The organism is Lentzea pudingi (assembly GCF_014646255.1).
GTDB lineage: Bacteria > Actinomycetota > Actinomycetes > Mycobacteriales > Pseudonocardiaceae > Lentzea > Lentzea pudingi.
The window spans coordinates 137,916-151,818 of the sequence record NZ_BMNC01000005.1; the positions used below are offsets into that span (position 1 = coordinate 137,916).

The 13,903-nt window shown below is 69.0% G+C and carries 14 protein-coding genes; 6 read left to right on the top strand and 8 right to left on the bottom strand.

The annotated features are described in order from the left end of the window. Nucleotides 1-3: 3 nt before the first annotated feature. From IEY88_RS19520 to IEY88_RS19535, 4 genes are read left to right on the top strand one after another with little or no spacing between them, the layout of a single operon-like run. Nucleotides 4-1,002, top strand: a complete 999-nt coding sequence (locus IEY88_RS19520) for a carbohydrate ABC transporter permease (protein ID WP_189156219.1) — start codon at nt 4-6, stop codon at nt 1,000-1,002. Then, entirely contained in the window at nt 1,002-1,820 is an 819-nt protein-coding gene (locus IEY88_RS19525) for a carbohydrate ABC transporter permease (protein ID WP_189156220.1), read from the top strand. The genes IEY88_RS19520 and IEY88_RS19525 overlap by 1 nt, the downstream gene beginning before the upstream one ends. A gap of 3 nt (nt 1,821-1,823) precedes the next feature. Continuing rightward, nucleotides 1,824-3,242, top strand: coding sequence for a glycoside hydrolase family 3 protein (locus IEY88_RS19530; RefSeq protein ID WP_189156221.1), 1,419 nt, complete (start codon nt 1,824-1,826; stop codon nt 3,240-3,242). Beyond that, nucleotides 3,239-4,282: an SIS domain-containing protein gene (locus IEY88_RS19535; RefSeq protein WP_189156222.1), complete on the top strand. Its 1,044-nt coding sequence runs from the start codon at nt 3,239-3,241 to the stop codon at nt 4,280-4,282. Before IEY88_RS19530 ends, IEY88_RS19535 begins: the two co-directional genes overlap by 4 nt. Nucleotides 4,283-4,412: 130 nt before the next feature. On the opposite strand, the gene nagA is transcribed toward IEY88_RS19535, so the two are convergent. After that, a complete protein-coding gene (nagA, locus tag IEY88_RS19540) occupies nt 4,413-5,624 on the bottom strand; it encodes an N-acetylglucosamine-6-phosphate deacetylase (RefSeq protein WP_189156223.1) in 1,212 nt (403 codons plus the stop codon). Between the two features lie 188 nt (nt 5,625-5,812). Between nagA and IEY88_RS19545 the strand changes: the two genes are divergently transcribed. Then, complete coding sequence (locus IEY88_RS19545; protein ID WP_189156224.1) at nt 5,813-6,487, top strand: FadR/GntR family transcriptional regulator; 675 nt, start codon at nt 5,813-5,815, stop codon at nt 6,485-6,487. Here IEY88_RS19545 and IEY88_RS19550 read toward each other — a convergent pair. Beyond that, nucleotides 6,473-7,327, bottom strand: a complete 855-nt coding sequence (locus IEY88_RS19550; protein WP_229693558.1) for a LysR family transcriptional regulator — start codon at nt 7,325-7,327, stop codon at nt 6,473-6,475. The genes IEY88_RS19545 and IEY88_RS19550 overlap by 15 nt on opposite strands. 95 nt (nt 7,328-7,422) lie before the next feature. Here IEY88_RS19550 and dapA point away from each other — a divergent pair, with 95 nt between their 5' ends. Continuing rightward, on the top strand, nt 7,423-8,280 hold the full coding sequence (dapA, locus tag IEY88_RS19555) for a 4-hydroxy-tetrahydrodipicolinate synthase (RefSeq protein ID WP_189156226.1): 858 nt from the start codon (nt 7,423-7,425) through the stop codon (nt 8,278-8,280). On the opposite strand, the gene IEY88_RS19560 is transcribed toward dapA, so the two are convergent. From IEY88_RS19560 to IEY88_RS19585, 6 genes are read right to left on the bottom strand one after another with little or no spacing between them, the layout of a single operon-like run. Continuing rightward, nucleotides 8,277-9,107, bottom strand: a complete 831-nt coding sequence (locus IEY88_RS19560) for an amidohydrolase family protein (RefSeq protein ID WP_189156227.1) — start codon at nt 9,105-9,107, stop codon at nt 8,277-8,279. The genes dapA and IEY88_RS19560 overlap by 4 nt on opposite strands. Next, complete coding sequence (locus IEY88_RS19565; protein WP_189156228.1) at nt 9,104-10,063, bottom strand: aldo/keto reductase; 960 nt, start codon at nt 10,061-10,063, stop codon at nt 9,104-9,106. Before IEY88_RS19565 ends, IEY88_RS19560 begins: the two co-directional genes overlap by 4 nt. Beyond that, entirely contained in the window at nt 10,060-10,371 is a 312-nt protein-coding gene (locus IEY88_RS19570) for an L-rhamnose mutarotase (RefSeq protein ID WP_189156229.1), read from the bottom strand. The genes IEY88_RS19565 and IEY88_RS19570 overlap by 4 nt, the downstream gene beginning before the upstream one ends. Before the next feature lie 3 nt (nt 10,372-10,374). After that, nucleotides 10,375-11,391, bottom strand: coding sequence for an ABC transporter permease (locus IEY88_RS19575; protein WP_229693559.1), 1,017 nt, complete (start codon nt 11,389-11,391; stop codon nt 10,375-10,377). Next, nucleotides 11,388-12,863: a sugar ABC transporter ATP-binding protein gene (locus IEY88_RS19580; RefSeq protein ID WP_189156230.1), complete on the bottom strand. Its 1,476-nt coding sequence runs from the start codon at nt 12,861-12,863 to the stop codon at nt 11,388-11,390. Before IEY88_RS19580 ends, IEY88_RS19575 begins: the two co-directional genes overlap by 4 nt. Next, entirely contained in the window at nt 12,863-13,897 is a 1,035-nt protein-coding gene (locus IEY88_RS19585) for a sugar ABC transporter substrate-binding protein (RefSeq protein WP_189156231.1), read from the bottom strand. The genes IEY88_RS19580 and IEY88_RS19585 overlap by 1 nt, the downstream gene beginning before the upstream one ends. Nucleotides 13,898-13,903: the final 6 nt, after the last annotated feature.

Here is a 13,903-nt window from a genome sequence, read left to right on the forward strand (position 1 = left end):
GAGATGACGGCCGTCAAAACGACCGAAACGGCAGCGCCGGCAGGGGACATCCCTCCGGCGCTGCCGCCTGCCGTGACGGGCGGGGCGCGCAAACGCCGCCGCCGGGGCAGCTCCTTCGACAGGATGCTGCCCTACCTGCTGCTCGCTCCCGCACTGATCGCGATCCTCTGGCTGATCGGCTGGCCGGTCGTCTCGGTGTTCGTGACGAGCTTCCGCCAGCTCAACCTCGGTGAACTGGTCCGCGGCGAGATCGTGTGGACCGGGTTCGACAACTACGTGACGGTACTGCAGGACGAGCGCTTCTGGGACGTCTCGGTGCGCACCCTGGTGTTCACCGTCTCCGTCGTCGTCGCCTCGGTCGGCATGGGTCTCGGGATCGCACTGCTGATGCGCGTGCTCACGCCGTGGGTGCGAGTCGCGTTGCAGGTCGCGATGCTCTGCGCCTGGGCCATGCCGATCCTCGCGTCCACCACGGTCTACCAGTGGATGTTCGACCAGAACTACGGCATCTTGAACAAGACGCTGGTGCAGCTGGGTTTCGACTCCTTCGCGGGCTACTCGTGGTTCTCCTCCGGCACGTCGACGCTGTCCGTCGTCGGCTTGCTGATCATCTGGCAGGCGATCCCCTTCCTCGCCTTCTCGCTCTACGCCGGGCTCGTCGGCATTCCGCGCGACCTCTACGAGGCCGCGGGCATCGACGGCGCGACGGGCTGGCAGACGTTCCGCGCGGTGACGTGGCCGGAGATCCGGACGCTGCTGATGATGGTGACGTTCCTGTCGACGTTGTGGGACTTCAAGGTCTTCGCCCAGATCTGGGTGTTCCGCGAGGGCGGTCCCAGCGGTGAGAGCACGACCCTTCCGGTGCTGCAGTACCTCGAGGGCATCGCGAAGAGCCACTTCGGCGTCGCGGCCGCGATCTCCGTGCTGATGATGGTCATCCTCGGCCTGATCACGTTCCAGTACCTGCGCAAGCTGCTGCAGACGGAGGAGGGGAAGATCTGATGCTCAAGAAATCAGCCGCGAACATCGCCGGCATCGTGCTCGCGCTGTTCTTCATCTTCCCGACGTACTGGATGGTCACGTCGGCGTTGAAGCCCAAGGGATCGACGATCACGTCGGACTACGACCTGATCCCGTTCTCCGTGACGCTCACGAACTTCGTGACGGCGTGGACGAAGCCGGGCTTCCTGTCCTCGCTCGGCAACAGCCTCCTGGTGACGCTGACCGCGGTCGTCGCGGCGATCGTCATCGGCATCACCGCCGCGGTCGCCATGTCGCGCTTCGCCTTCCGCGGCCGCAAGAGCTTCGTGCTGCTGATGCTGGTCGCGCAGATGGCGCCGTTCGAGGCGTTGCTGATCCCGATGTTCCTGATGATGCGGGACCTCGGGCTCTACGAGCACCTCACGTCGCTGATCCTCGTGTACTTCGCGGTGACGCTGCCGTTCTGCGCGTGGACGTTGCGCGGGTTCGTCAACGGCATCCCGGCGGAGCTCGAAGAGGCCGCGATGGTCGACGGCTGCGGCCGTTGGGGCGCGTTCCAGAAGGTGACGCTGCCGTTGCTCGGACCGGGTCTCGTGGCCACCTCGGTGTTCGCGTTCATCACGGCGTGGAACGAGTTCCTCTTCGCCAAGGTGCTGATCCGCAGCCAGGACAGCGAGACGCTGCCCGTGTGGCTGTCCGGGTTCCAGACCGCGTTCGGCACCGACTGGGGTGGCGCGATGGCCGCGTCCGCCCTGTTCACCGTGCCCGCGCTGGTGTTCTTCCTCATCGTGCAACGCAAGATGGTCGCCGGCGTCACCGCCGGTGCTGTGAAGGGATGACGCGTGGATCAGTTGGCCGCTGCCGTTCTGCTTCCCGGCTTCACCGGAACGACCGCCCCCGACTGGTTGCTGCGGCGGGTCGCTGACGGCCTCGGCGGCGTGGTGCTCTTCGGGCGCAACGTCGTCGACGACGCCCAGGTGACCAAGCTGTGCACCGAGTTGCGTTCGGTGCGCCCGGACGTGGTGATCGGCATCGACGAGGAGGGCGGCGACGTCACGCGTCTCGACGCGGGCCGCGGCTCCGAGGTGCCGGGCAACCACGCCCTGGGCGCGGTGGACGACCTCGACCTCACGCGCTCGGTGGCCGCGTCCATCGGCGCGCGGCTGGCGAAGTGCGGGATCTCGCTGAACCTCGCGCCCTCCGCGGACCTCGTGCTGACACTCGACGACCCGATCATCGGCGTCCGCGCGTTCGGCTCGGACCCGGTGCTCGCCGCGCGGCACGTCGCCGCGTGGGTCGAGGGACTGCAGGCCGTGGGCGTCGCCGCCTGCGCCAAGCACTTCCCCGGCCACGGAGCGTCCACTGAGGACTCCCACGAGCAGCTCCCGGTGCTTCCCCGCACCGAGGAACAGCTCCGGGCCGTGGAGCTCGTCCCGTTCCAGGCGGCCGTGCACGCGGGCGTCCGCTCGATCATGACCGGCCACCTCGTGATCCCCGAGTGGGGTCCGGCGCCGGTGACGCTGAACAAGCACGCGATCGACCTGCTGCGCACCGAGCTGGGCTTCACCGGCGCGGTGATCACCGACGGCCTGGACATGAAGGCCGTCGGCGGAGACCTGGCCGTTGGCGCCGTCCGCGCGCTGGCCGCGGGCGTCGACTCGTTGTGCCTGGGCGGCATGTCCCTCGACGACGAGGACATCCAATGGCTGATCGACTCGATCGTCGCGGCCGTGAAGGCCGGCGACCTGTCCGAGGAACGCCTGACCCAGGCAGCCGCGCGCTCCCTGGCCCTGGGCCTTCCGCCCACCTCCGTGGACGCCCACGACGCCGAGATCGGTCTCACAGCCGCTCGACGCGCGATCGAGGTGCGTGGCCGGGTTAGTGTCGGTCCGGACCCGGTCGTCGTCGACCTGGTGGTGGACCCGTCGATCGCGGTCGGCGACGTCCCGTGGGGCCTCGGCCCGTACCTCAGCGAGGTGCTTCCGGGCACGGAAGTGGTCGCGGCTCGCGACATCCCCGCGGAAGAGGTTGCGAAAACCGCGGGTGACCGCACGATCGTGGTCGTGACCCGGGACGCCCACCGCCACACTGCCGCTCGACAACTGGTAACAAACTTAACTAATCTGGGCAAGGACGTCGTGCACGTCGAAACCGGCGTGCCTGGTCCAGACCTGGGCAGCGTCGCCCGCATCGACACCCACGGCGGTTCTCGGGTGAGCCTCCGAGCCGCGGCCGAGCTGATCCTGAAAGGCACGACATGACCACGCCCCAGCCAGGCCGGCACATGGCCGCGGAGATCGCCGCACAGCCGTCGATCTTCGCCGACCTCTACGACTCGCGGTCCACGATCGCCGAGGTGGCGGCCGTCATCCGGGAACGGGCCCCGCGCTTCGTCCTCTTCGCGGCCCGCGGTTCGAGCGACCACGCCGCGATCTACGCCAAGTACCTGACGGAGATCCTGCTCCAGCTCCCCGCGGGCCTGGTCTCGGCGTCGACCACGACGCTGTACGGCGCCGAGCCGGACCTCCGCGACGTCCTGCTGGTCACGGTGTCCCAGTCGGGCGGCTCCCCCGACCTGCTGGAGGTCACCGCCTCCTACCGCAGGCGCGGCGCCCTGACGGTGGCCGTCACCAACACCGCCTCCTCGCCCCTGAACGCGGCCGCCGAGCTCTCGGTGGACGTCTCGGCGGGCGTGGAGCACGCGGTGGCCGCCACCAAGACCTACTCGGCGACGTTGCTGGCGCTCTACCTGCTGATCGACGCCGTCCGCGGCGGCAACGGCGAGGCCGCGGCGTCACTGGGCGAGCTGGCCCAGGTGACCCTCGACCAGTCGGCCCCGACCGTGGACGAGGCGGTCCGCCGGTACCGCTTCGTGGACCGGGTCCTCACCACGGGCCGCGGCTACTCCTACGCCACCGCACTGGAAGCGTCGCTGAAGCTGGCCGAGACCTCGTACCTGGCGGCCCGCGCGTACAGCGGCGCGGACCTCCTGCACGGCCCGGTCGCCGCGGTGGACGGCGAGACGGCGGTCCTGGCCATCACCTCGCTGGGCAAGGGCGGCGACTCGATCCGCGACGCCCTCGACGTGGTGCACCAGCGCGGTGCGGACGTGGTGGCCGTCGGCTCGGCCTCGGAGAAGGTCGGGGCGACGTTGTCGATCGGGATCCCGGAGACGGCTGAGGAAGTGGCGCCGGTGCTGGAGATCCTGCCCGTGCAACGCCTGGCGCACGGCCTGGCGCTCGCCCGCGGCGGCGACCCGGACAGCCCGCGCGGCCTGAACAAGGTCACGCGCACGCGCTGATCCGCACGAGTCGGAGAGCCCCGCCCGGTCCCCCCGGGCGGGGCTCTTTTCGTTGCTCAGCCGAAGACTTCCTCGACGACGAAGGGCGCCTCCCCACGCGCGGTGGAGGAGGCGCCCTTCGTCGTTCGTACTACTGACCCGCGGTGGCGTATCCGGCCGCGACGGGCACGGCCGGCACCGGCACCGGCACCTCCGCGTCGAACACGACCTGACCGTCGACCCAGACCTTCCTGGGCCGCAGGTCGTCGTCCCACCACACCAGATCCGCGACGGCACCCGGTGCGAGACGACCGAGACCGGACTCGCCGATGACCTCGGCGGGCACGATGGTCGCCGAGGCGAGAGCGTCCGCCACGGGCACACCCACGGACACGATGTTGCGCACGGCGCGGTCGAGCGTGAGCGCCGAACCCGCGATCGTGCCCTCCGGAGACCGCGGCACGCCGTCCTCGGTGAGCAGCACGTCCGCACCACCGAGGTGGTAGCGGCCGGGCGGCATCCCCGCGGCGGCAACGGCATCGGTGACCAGTGCGACTCGCGCCCCTGCGGCGTTGAACACGAGACGGCACACGTCAGGACCCACGTGAGCGAGGTCCGCGATCAGCCCGAGGGTGAAGCGCTCGTCGACCAGAGCCACGCCGGGCACACCGGGTTCCCGGTGTCCCAACGGCCTTTGGGCGTTGAACAGGTGCGTCACCATGCGGGCACCCGCATCGGCGGCGGCGCGGGTCTGCTCACCCGTGGCATCGGAATGACCCACCGCGACGAGCACGCCGGCCTCGACGAGACGGCGGACCGCCTCCAGACCACCGGGCTGTTCGGGAGCCATCGTCACCATCCGCAGGGCGCGGCGGATCAGCTCGTCGTCGAGGAGCGCCGAGATCTGGTCGGGACCAGGCTCGACCATGAACGACGGGTCGTGCACCCCAGCCCGTTTGGGCGACAGGAAGGGGCCTTCGAGATGTACGCCCAACGGCCGGGCACCCACCCCGTCCGGCAGGGCGGCGGCAGCGGCGAGCACTGCCCTGGCCTGCCTCAGCACCACGTCGACAGGTGCGGTGATCAACGTGGGCAAGAACCGGGTCACACCGGTGGACGGGAGTGCTTCGGCCACGGAACGCATTCCGGCGGCGTCCACCTCGGCGAAGTCGACGCCCACGGCGCCGTTCACCTGCACGTCGACCAGGCCCGGTGTCAGCAGGCCGTCGGACAGGACCTCCGCGCCGGGTGGTGCTTCACCGGTGGTCACCTCGACGATGCGGCCGTCCCTGATCCGCACCGAGGCAGGACCGACGATCGTGCGACCGAGCAATGCGCGCGGTGCTGCGACAACGGCGTCCAAGATCCCTCCTTGAATGGTCCAGACCATTATGGCCACAACAGGGGTTCACGTCACGCGTCGTTACTAGATAACCATCTCACAAATCACTTGGTGAATGAGGTCCGAAACGACCGGGGTGCCACGAAGATGACCATCCGTGGCGCATACTGTGCCCAGACATCCGAGGTCTACGACGAGTTGAGGGTGCCGTGGCAGTCACCGACGATGCGATTCTGCGCGTCAAAGAGATGATCGTTTCGGGCGAGCTCAAGCCCGGCGATCGCCTCCCGCGTGAGGCTGACCTGGCAGAACGTCTTGGTCTGTCACGCAACTCGCTGCGCGAAGCGGTGAAGGCACTGTCACTCGTCCGAGTGCTGGACGTCCGCCAGGGCGACGGCACGTACGTCTCGTCGCTCAGGGCCGACGACCTCCTCGGCGCACTCTCGTTCGTGCTCGACCTGCACCGGGGCGAAGATTCGGTGCTGGAAGTCCTCCAGGTCCGCCGCATCCTCGAACCGGCGGCAGCCGCCATGGCTGCCCAAAGGGTCGATCCGGACGAGATCGTCAAGCTCCGCGCGCTGTGCGACGCCGCCGAGGGCGCCAAGTCCGTGGAGGAACTGGTCGAGCACGACCTCGAGTTCCACCGCGCCATCGCCCAGTGCTCGGGCAACGCCTACCTGGCCCAGTTGCTGGACACCCTGGCCGGTCCCACCGTCCGGGTGCGGATCTGGCGCGGCATCACGCAGTCGAACGCCGTCGATCGGACCGTGGCTGAACACCGGGCGATCGTGGACGCGCTGGCCGCCCATCAGCCGGAGCTCGCGCGCAGCTGGTCCACGGTGCACGTGGCCGGCGTGGAGCAGTGGCTGTCAGACCTGGCGTAGCTGCTCCAGCACCACCCGCACCGCAGGCTGCCCATCGGCCCGGTTCCGCACCACCGCCGACACGGTCCGGAACACCTGCTGCGTCAACGGCCGCAACGCCACCCCGGGCCGCCGCGCCACGGACGGCACCAACGCCACCCCGAGCCCGGCCTCGACCAGCCCGCACATCACCCCGAAGTCGTCGCAGTACGCCTGCGCCCGCGGCACGAACCCGGCAGCACCACACGCGCGCTGGGTCAGCTCGTGGCACGAGGCGTCGGTGCGCGGCATGATCCACGGCCGGTCGGCCAGCACCGCCAGGTCCACGGAGTCCTGCTGCACCAACGGGTCCGAGAGCGGCAGCGCCACGTTCACGGGTTCCACGAACAGCTCGAACGACTCGCAGGACTCGGGCAGCGACCGGGGCATGATGTTGTACGAGTGGATCACGGCGATGTCGATGTCCCCGCGCCGCAAGGCAGGCAGCGAGGCTTCCGGCTCCATCTCGTGCACGAACAGGTCCACATCGGACCCGTGCGCCTGCCGCAACACCTGGATCACGCGTGGCAGCAGGGCGGCAAAAGACACGAAGGCCCCCACCCGCACCACGCCCGACACCGAGGTCCGCAGCGAGGCCAGGTCGGCTTCCGCCGCGGCCAGCTGGTCCAGCACCAGCTGCGTGTGGGCCGCCAGCACGTGCCCGGCGCGCGTCAACGCGAGCCGTCGCCCGTTCCGTTCGACCAGGGCTACCCCGGCCTCGCGTTCCAGGGCGGCGAGCTGCTGGGAGACGGCCGGGGAGGTCACGTGCAGGGCCTCCGCGGCGGCCGTGACCGTGCCGTGGACCGACAGAGCGTGGAGCAATCTCAGACGCCGCACATCCAACACAAAGCTCAGCTTAACGTTCCGAGCAGAACTTCTAACTGGAACTTTGCGAAGACTAGAGCCACGCTGGAGTCATGTTCGGACGAGTGCTGGTAGCGATGGTCACCCCGTTCACCCCCGACGGTGACCTGGACCTCAAGGGTGCGCAGGAGCTGGCGGCGCACCTCGTCGACAAGGGTGGCGCGGACGGGCTGGTCGTCAACGGCACGACCGGCGAGGCGCCCACGACCACCGACGCCGAGAAGACGCAGATCATCAGGGCCGTGCAGGAGGCCGTCGGCGACCGCACGCAGATCCTCGCGGGCGTCGGCACCAACTCCACGCGGCACACCATCGAGCTGGCCCACCAGGCGGAGACCAGCGGCGCGGACGGCCTGCTCGTCGTCACGCCGTACTACAGCAAGCCCACGCAGGAAGGCGTCGAGAACCACTTCCGGCAGGTGGCGAACGCGACCGGCCTCCCGGCGCTGCTCTACGACATCCCCGGCCGCACGGGCACCGCGATCGACACCGAGACGCTGCTGAAGCTGTCGGAGCACCCGCGGATCGTCGGCGTGAAGGACTGCAAGGTCGACCTGCTCGCGACCGCCCGCGTGATCGCCGAGACCGGCCTCGACTACTACTCCGGCAACGACGAGCTGATCCTGCCGCTGTACTCGATCGGTGGCGTCGGCACGGTCAGCACCGTCGGTCACGTCGTCGGCAACGAGATCAAGGCGATGCTCGACGCCTACGACGAAGGCGACAACAAGGAAGCCCTGCGCCGCCACCAGGCGCTGTTGCCGGTGATCACCGCGATCATGACCCGCGAGCCCGGCGCGGTCGCCGTCAAGGCCGCTCTGAACCTGCTCGGCCTGCCCTCCGGACCGGTCCGCGAACCACTCGCCGGCGCGACCCCGGAGCTGATCAACGAGCTGAAGGCGCTGTTCTAGAGCCCGTAGACCCGGCGAGCAGTGCCCGAGAAGATCGCGGCCTGCTCGTCGGGTGACAGCTCGGAGACCAGTTCCCGAGCAGCGTCCAGCCACTCGTCGTAGGTGGCCGCCAGCAGGCACACGGGCCAGTCCGAGCCGAACATCAGCCGCCCGGGCCCGAACGCGTCCAGCACGACCTCGAAGTACGGGCGCAGGTCAGCAACGCTCCACGACTCCCAGTCCGCCTCGGTGACCAGTCCGGACAGCTTGCACGTCACGTTCTCGTGGGCGGCCAGCGAGCGGATCGACGCGGCCCACTCCCCCGGATCCGTTCCGATCGCGGGCTTCGAGCAGTGGTCCACCACGAACCCCACCTGCGGCAACGCCGCCACGGTCCGGCGCGCGGCCGGCATCTGGTGCGGCAACGTCAGCAGCTCGTAGACCAGCCCGTGCGCCCCGACCGCCGCCAGCCCGTTCCACACGTCCTTGCGGCACAACCACTCCGGGTCGGGCTCACCCTGCACCTGGTGGCGGATCCCGCGCAGCCACGAGCCGTCGGGCGAGTCCACCAACGCGGTCAACGCGTCACCGACACCCGCAGACGTCAGGTCGACCCAGCCCACCACGGCACCGACGACGTCCGAAGAGGCCGCGACGGCCAGGAACTCCGGCGTCTCCTCCGGTACGCACACCGTCTGCACCAGCACGGATGCGGACACCTCCGAAGCCACGGCGACGAAGTCGGGTTCCAGGAACGACCGCCGGATCACGCCCATCGGTGGATCGGTGATCCAGTCCTGGTCCCGCACCGACAGGTCCCACAGGTGGTGGTGAGCGTCGACGATCACGGCGTCGGAACCTCCTCACCCAGCAGTCCCAACGACTTCAGCTCCTCCCACAGCCCGGCGGGGATCGACGCCGAGAAGGAGGCGGCGTTCGAGGTCATCTGCGCGGCGTTGCGCGCCCCGATCACGACCGACACCACCGCCGGATGCCCGAGAGCGAACTGGATCGCCGCCTCCGGCAACGTCGCCCCGTGCCGCGTGCACACCTCGGCGATCGCGCGAGCCCGCGCCACCAGGGCGGTGGGCGCCTCCTCGTAGTCGTACTTCGAGTCGGCGGCGACCACTGGCTTCGACAGCAGCCCTGAGTTGAACACCCCGCACGCCACAACGGAAACACCGCGCTCAAGGCACAAAGGCAAGAACGAGGGCAGCGAAGGTTGCTCCAGCAACGTGTACCGCCCGGCCAGCATCACCACGTCGACGTCGGTCTCGCGGACGAACCGCTCCGGCATCTCCCACTGGTTCATGCCGACACCGATCGCGTCCACGACGCCCTGCGACCGCAACGACTCCAGCGCCGGATAGGCCTCGGAGAACGCCACGTCCCAGTAGTCGTCGGGGTCGTGGATGTAGACGATCTCGACCCGGTCGGTCCCGAGACGCTCCAAAGAGGACTCAAGCGACCGCTTCACGCCGTCGGCCGAGTAGTCCCGGACACGGCGGAACGAACGAGGCACCGCGAAACCCTCGTCGTCAAGAAGCCCTTCGCCGTCGAACGGTTCCAGCACCCGCCCGACCTTCGTGGAGATCACGTACTCGTCGCGAGGCCGTCCGGCCAAGCCCAGCCCCACCCGGCGTTCCGACAGCCCGAGCCCGTAGTGCGGCGCGGTGTCGAAGTAGCGGACGCCCGCCTGCCACGCCGCCTCGACCGCACCCAGGGCCTCCTCGTCGGACACCTCCCGGTACAGGTTGCCGATCGGCGCACCACCGAAGCCAAGACGAGACACAGCGACCTTCACGGCAGCTCCCACACGAGTCGCACATCGGGTTCGGCACCGGAGTAGTCGTCCTCGACCTCCAGCAGTTCCGCCATCTGAGCCTGCCACGGAACGTTGGCGGGGTGCGCGGCCAGATGCGCGCGCATCGCGCGGTAGTCATCCACCTCGACGAGGTGGAAGAGCTCGCGCCCAGAACGCCAGATCCGCCACGACCACACCCCGGCCTCGCGCAACGCCGCGTCCAGCTCCTGGGGAATCGTCGCGTGGATGCGGTCGTAGTCGGCCTCGCGTCCCTCGCGAAGCCGGGTGTGCAGCGCAACGGTCTCCAACGCTCACTCCTGCTTCTGCCCGGTGGCGAACCGCGTCACGATCAGCGCGAGGATGATCACCGCACCGTACGACGCCTTGATGTAGAAGCCGGACACGCCCTGCAACCGCAGGATCTGCTCCACGAGCCCCAGCATCAGCACGCCGGACAGCGCACCGAACAGCGTGCCCTTGCCGCCGTTCAACGAGATGCCACCGATCACCGCGGCCGCGAAGACCTGGAAGATCATGCCCTCGCCCTGCGTGGCCGCCACCGAGCCGAGCCGTCCGGTCATCAGGATGCCCGCGATCACGGCCAGCACCGAACCGATGATCAGCACGATCCACACCACCCGGTCGACCCGGATGCCGGCGGCCCGCGCGGCCTCCGAGTTGCCGCCGATCGCGTACAGCGAACGTCCGGCGCGCAGGTACTTCAGCACGAAGATGCCCACGGCGTAACAGACGATGCAGATCCACACCGCCGCCGGCAGCCCGAGCCACGTCGTGGAACCCAGGTACAGGAACGACTCCGGCACGTCGATCAGCGACTTGCCCTCGGTGATCGCGAGCTGCAGACCGCGCAGCATCGTCAGCATGCCCAGCGTCACCATGAACCCGGACAGCCCGACCTTGAGGATCAGGAACCCGTTCAGGCCACCGATCGCGACGCCGATCAGGACGCACAACGGCAGCGCGAGCCACGCGGCCAGACCGACGTCCAGCCCGCCGGCCGACGACGGGATGATCAACGCGACGGCCAGCGCGGGCGCGAGACCGACCGTGGATTCCAGGGACAGGTCCATCTTGCCGACGATCAGGATCATCGCCTGGCCCAGCACCAGCAACGACAGCTCGCTCTGCTGGGTCAGCACGGCGATCAGGTTGTTCGGCGTCAGGAAGATCGGCGAGAGGACCGCCCCGACGACCAGCAGCAGGATGATCACCGGGACCAGCGCGAGGTCCTGGTAGCGCGCCAGCCGGAACTTCTGCTTCTCCGAGGGCGCGGTCGCCGCGACCGGCGGAGTCATGGCCTTGGTCATTCCGTGCTCATTCCCTCGATCGCCGAAATCAGTTCCTGATCGCGCCAGCCGCGGCTGAACTCCTTCACGACCTGGCCGTGGAACAGCACCAGCACGCGGTCGCAGACCCGCAGGTCGTCCAGCTCGTCCGAGACGACGATCGCCGCCTTACCCCGCCGCGCCTGCGCGTCGACGACCCCGAGCAGCGACTCCTTCGACTTCACGTCGACACCCGCGGTCGGGTTGATCAGCACCAGCACGGACGGGTCACCTGCCAGCGCACGGGCCATCACGACCTTCTGCTGGTTGCCGCCGGACAGGTCGGACACCGGCTGGTCCGGCCCGGCGGCCTTGACGTCGTAGGACGCGATCGCCGTGCCGCCCGCCGCCCGCTGAGCCGACGGCCACACGAACGCACCGGCCGTGCTCATCGTCGCGTTCTCCGCGATCGAGAGGTCCAGCACGAGCCCCTGGTGGTGCCGATCCCGCGGCACACAGCCGATTCCGGCTCGAAGAGCAGCCGGAACGTCACCGCCGCGCACCGCGGCACCGTTCACCGAGATCGTGCCGAGAGACGGCTTGCGCAGCCCGTACACGGTCTCGGCGAATTCGTGCTTGCCCGAAGACGCACTGCCCGCGAGCCCGATGACCTCGCCGCGGGTCGCCGACAGCGAGATGTCCGAGAAGTGGTCGCCGCTCAACGAAGCGACCGTCAGCACCTCTTCGGCCGAGGAGGGCCGGCCGTCGCCGCTGGGCACGTTGAGCCCACCGGCCTCACCGGTCATCGCCTCGATCAGGTCGGGCTTCGACATCTCGGCCACCGCGGCGGTGACGATGTGCCGCGCGTCGCGGTAGACCGTCACCGTCTGGCAGACCTCGTAGACCTCCTGCAGGTGGTGGGAGATGAAGAGGAACGTCACTCCCCTGTCCTGCAACGACCTCATCCGGTCGAACAGCCGCTCGATCGCCGGGCCGTCGAGCTGCGCGGTCGGTTCGTCGAGGATCACGAACCGCGAGCCGATCGACAACGCCCGCGCGATCTCGACCAGTTGCCGCTGTTCCACGGTCAGCGTGGACACCAGCGCGTCCGGCCGCACCGCGACGTCGTAGGTCTCCAGCAAGGAAGAAGCCTCCGAACGCAGCTTCTTCCAGCTGATCAGCCCGCCGCCGAGGTCCTGCCGGTTGATGAACAGGTTCTCGGCGACGGAGAGCTCCGGCACGACCGTCGACTTCTGGTACACGCAGGCGACGTGCCGGCGCCAGGCCGCGCTGTCCGCGACGGGCGGCGCGGGTTCGCCGAAGAACGTGACCTCGCCCGCGTCCGGCGCCTGCATGCCGGTGAGGACGGAGACCAGCGTCGACTTGCCCGCGCCGTTGCGACCGACGAGCGCGTGCGACTCACCGGCACGGATCTCGATGCCCACGTCGTCCAACGCGAGCGTCCGCCCGAACCTCTTCGTCACGCCACGCGCGACAGCCGCGAATTCGTTCATCAGATCTGGTTTCCCCAGAACGCCTTGTCGTCGACGTTCTCCTTGGTGATCAGCGGGGCCGGGAGCTGGTCCTCCAGGCGGCCGCCGCCGGTGTCGACGATGGTGGAGTCGTGGTCGGTCTTGCCGGGCTGGAACGTCTTGCCCTCGACGGCGGCCTTCGCGTAGAAGAGCGCCCACTGCGCGTACAGGTCGGCCGGCTGCGAGACGGTCGCGTCGATCTCGCCCTTGCGGATCGCCTCCAGCTCCTGCGGGATGCCGTCGTTGGAGACGATGAAGATGTGCTTCGGGTCGGTCGGCGGGACGATCAGGTTCTTCTGCCGCAACACCTGCAGCGTCGGCGTGAGGAACGCGCCACCGGCCTGCATGTAGATGCCGTTGATGTCAGGGTGCTGGTTCAGCCTGGTCTGCAGGGCCGCGGACGCCTTCGGGCCCTCCCAGTCGGTCGGCTCCTCGAACACCGTGATGCCGGGGTAGTCCTTCTTCATGCAGGCGGCGAACGCCTCGGAGCGGTCACGGCCGTTGACCGACGCCAGCGCGCCCTGGAACTCGACGACCTTGCCCTTGCCACCCAGCTTGTCGCCGAGGAACTTGCAGGCCTTCTCGCCGTACGCCTTGTTGTCCGCGCGCACGACCATGTAGGTCTTGCCCTTGTCGGGACGGGTGTCGACGGTGACGACGGGGATGTTCGCCTTCTCCAGGCGGTCCAAAGTGGACGCGATGGCGCCGGTGTCCTGCGGCGCCATGATGATCGCCTTGGCCCCCAGCGACTGCAGCGACTGCGCGTTGGCGACCAGGTTCTCCACCTTGTTCTGCGAGTTGGTGGGGTTCAGCAGGTTGATGCCGAGGTCCTTGGCCTTGTCCGGGAAGTACTTGATGTAGGAGTTCCAGAAGTCGGTGTCGGCGCGCGGGTGGTCGGCACCGATCGGACCGACGCCACCGGCTCCGGCACCCGTTGTCCCGCCACCACAGGCGGACAGTGCCAGTGCACCGGCGAGCGCGAGGCACACCGCGGCGGTGAGGTTGCGACGCTTCATCGTTGT

Excerpts from the sequence above, each read along its gene's own strand:
- IEY88_RS19580 (WP_189156230.1), bottom strand. The coding sequence starts at position 12,863 with ATGAACGAATTCGCGGCTGTCGCGCGTGGCGTGACGAAGAGGTTCGGG.
- IEY88_RS19585 (WP_189156231.1), bottom strand. The coding sequence starts at position 13,897 with ATGAAGCGTCGCAACCTCACCGCCGCGGTGTGCCTCGCGCTCGCCGGT.
- IEY88_RS19520 (WP_189156219.1), top strand. The coding sequence starts at position 4 with ATGACGGCCGTCAAAACGACCGAAACGGCAGCGCCGGCAGGGGACATC.
- IEY88_RS19525 (WP_189156220.1), top strand. The coding sequence starts at position 1,002 with ATGCTCAAGAAATCAGCCGCGAACATCGCCGGCATCGTGCTCGCGCTG.
- IEY88_RS19575 (WP_229693559.1), bottom strand. The coding sequence starts at position 11,391 with ATGACCAAGGCCATGACTCCGCCGGTCGCGGCGACCGCGCCCTCGGAG.
- IEY88_RS19535 (WP_189156222.1), top strand. The coding sequence starts at position 3,239 with ATGACCACGCCCCAGCCAGGCCGGCACATGGCCGCGGAGATCGCCGCA.
- dapA (WP_189156226.1), top strand. The coding sequence starts at position 7,423 with ATGTTCGGACGAGTGCTGGTAGCGATGGTCACCCCGTTCACCCCCGAC.